This window comes from Streptomyces sp. NPDC025273 (genome assembly GCF_040638585.1).
GTDB classification, from domain to species: Bacteria; Actinomycetota; Actinomycetes; order Streptomycetales; family Streptomycetaceae; genus Streptomyces; species Streptomyces cinereorectus.
The window spans coordinates 1-2,908 of the sequence record NZ_JBEZYP010000046.1; the positions used below are offsets into that span (position 1 = coordinate 1).

Sequence of the window (2,908 nt, forward strand, 5' to 3'; positions counted from 1 at the left end):
TTCTTCGTCCACCTGCATCGAAACTCTCCCTCCACTCATCGACATAATACCCCAAGGGGTATAAAGCCGGAGCGGTGCATCCCGGCGGCCGGCGCGTTCGCCGAGCGGGCGTACACCGTCGGCCGGGTTCTTTTTGCCTCCGGGTCAAATACCCCATGGGGTATTTGACGGCGCTCCGCGGAGCGCCGTACCGTCGATCAAAGAACACCCCCCCCGGGGTATCCAAGGAGGCAGTCCATGGCCGCACGTCCCACACCCTCCCGCCTGCCGGACACCGGTCGGCACCGCGTCGTCGTGATCGGCGGCGGCAGCGCCGGGATCACTGTCGCCGCCCGCCTGCGCCGCGCCGGCGTCACGGACATCACCATCGTCGAACCCTCGGACACGCACTGGTACCAGCCCCTGTGGACGCTGGTGGGCGGCGGGCAGGCGTCCCTCCGCGGCACCCGGCGCCCAGAGGCGTCCGTCATCCCGGACGGGGTGCGGTGGGTACGGCGGCACGCCGTGGCCGTCGACCCCGACGCCCGGACCGTCACCCTCTTCGGTGGCGACCAACTCTCCTACGAGTACCTGGTGATGGCCCCCGGCATCCAGCTCGACTGGAACGGCGTGCCCGGACTCGCCGAAGCGGTGGGGCACGGCCGGGTGAGCAGCAACTACGCCCCCGAGTACGCCCCGCGCACCTGGGAGCTGATCAAGGGCATGCGGTCGGGCACGGCCGTCTTCACGCAACCGGCGACACCCGTCAAGTGCGGAGGAGCGCCTCAGAAGATCGCCTACCTGGCGGCCGATTACTGGCGCAAGCAGAAGGTCCTCGACCGGATCCGGGTCGTCCTCGTCCTCCCGACCCCGGCCCTCTTCGGCGTGCCGGAGTGGCGGCGCACCCTGGAGCAGGTCGTCCACAGGTACGGCATCGAGGTGCGGCTGCAGTCCGAGATGACCGCCGTCGACGGGGACCGCCATGAGATCGTCGTCACCGACCACGCGGGCGGCACGTCGGAGACGATCCGTTACGACCTCCTGCACGCCGTGCCGCCGCAGAGCGCGCCCGACTGGGTCAAGGCGAGCCCGCTCGCCGACCCCGCGAGCCCGCTCGGATTCGTCGCCGCGGACAAGCACACCCTGCGGCACCCCGTATACGGGAACGTCTTCGCGCTCGGCGACGTGGCGAACCTGCCCACCTCCAAGACCGGCGCGGCCGTGCGCAAGCAGGCGCCCGTCCTGGTCGCCAACCTCCTCGATGTCATGAACGGCCGGTCCCCGTCACGCGGTTACGACGGCTACACGTCCTGCCCGCTGGTGACCGCGCGTGACCGGATGGCGCTCGCCGAGTTCGACTATGACCTGAAGCCACGGCCCTCGTTCCCGCTGATCAACACGTTCAAGGAACGGCGCGACATGTGGGTGTTCAAGCGGTACGCGCTGCCGTCCATCTACTGGCACGGCATGCTCACCGGTCGCCTCTGAGTACCGGCCCGCACGCACCGTCCGACGTCCTGCTCCGTAGATGGAGGCCAACGGCCCATGTTCTTGGCGCAGTTCTTTGACCTGGGGGGTGGTGTCACCGGGCCCGAGGGGTGCCGTCGGAGACGCTGATCAGAGGTCCGACCACCGCCCGGCCGGGCGCAACGCCCGGCCATTTGCGGGCGGCAGGTCTGCATAACGTGGATGTGCGAGAACGGCACCCGCCCCTGGGGCCGGCACGCATCGACACATGTGGGGGTCACGGTGATCAGCATTGACGGGGTGGGCGTCTTCCTGGGCCTGGACGTCGGCAAGCAGACCCATCACGGACACGGTCTGACCCCGGCTGGGAAGACCGTCTTCGACAAGCCCTGCCGAACAGCGAACCGAAACTGCGGGCCGTCCTCGACGAACTCAAGGCCAAGTTCGGCACCGTCCTGGTGGTCGTGGACCAGCCCGCCTCCATCGGCGCCCTCCCGCTCACCGTCGCCCGGGACGCCGGCTGCCAGGTCGCCTACCTGCCCGGACTCGCCACGCGCAGGATCGCCGACCTCTACCCGGGCGAGGCAAAGACCGATGCGAAGGACGCGGCCGTCATCGCGGACGTCGCCCGCACCATGCCCCACACCCTGCGCACCCTCGACCTGGCCGACGAGGTCACCGCGGAACTGGCCATGCTGGTCGGCTTCGACCAGGACCTCGCGGGCGAGGCCAACCGCACCTCCAACCGCATCCGCGGCCTGCTCACCCAGTTCCACCCCAGCCTCGAACGGATTCTGGGTCCGCGCCTGGGCCACCAGGCCATCACCTGGCTCCTCGAGCGATACGGATCCCCGCAGGCCCTGCGCAAGGCCGGCCGCCGAAGGCTCATCGAGGTCGTCCGGCCCAGGGCACCGCGCATGGCCAAGCGCTGACCGACGACATCTTCACCGCACTCGACGAGCAGACCGTCATCGTCCCGTCGCTGGCGAAGTCGCTGGCCGCCGCCCATGAACAACGCCGGGCCCTGGAGCCCGGATCGAGGCTCTGCTGGAGGACCACCCTCTTTCCGAGGTCCTGACCTCGATGCCCGGCATCGGCGTCAGGACCGCCGCAGTCCTCCTGACCACCGTCGGCGACGGCAGCTCGTTCCCGAGCGCCGGCCACCTGGCCTCCTACGCGGGACTCGCCCCGGCCACACCCAAGCCCTCCTCCGCCTTGCCCGCCACCGCATCAGCGTCCTGTTCGCCATGCTCCGCGACGGAACCTTCTACGAGCCAAGAAGCCCCCGCACAGCTTGATGAAGGACACACAGGCACCCCCCGGCGGAGCCGCTGGCGCGGCCGGCGCACAACCAGGCCGTCAGAACCACGAGGAACGCGAGCGCGATCCGGACACCGTGATGTGCCCTCAACCGCCTCATGGATTCTCCGGCCCGCTGCTTCCCCGGCATGTGTGGGCCACC

The 2,908-nt window shown here is 69.7% G+C and carries 1 protein-coding gene and 1 pseudogene; both read left to right on the forward strand.

Going from position 1 to position 2,908, the window contains the following annotated elements:
• Positions 1 to 237: 237 nt before the first annotated feature.
• On the forward strand, positions 238 to 1,467 hold the full coding sequence (locus AB0F38_RS31600) for an FAD/NAD(P)-binding oxidoreductase (protein ID WP_361900878.1): 1,230 nt from the start codon (positions 238 to 240) through the stop codon (positions 1,465 to 1,467).
• Between the two features lie 261 nt (positions 1,468 to 1,728).
• Positions 1,729 to 2,744, forward strand: a pseudogene (locus AB0F38_RS31605) (IS110 family transposase).
• Positions 2,745 to 2,908: the final 164 nt, after the last annotated feature.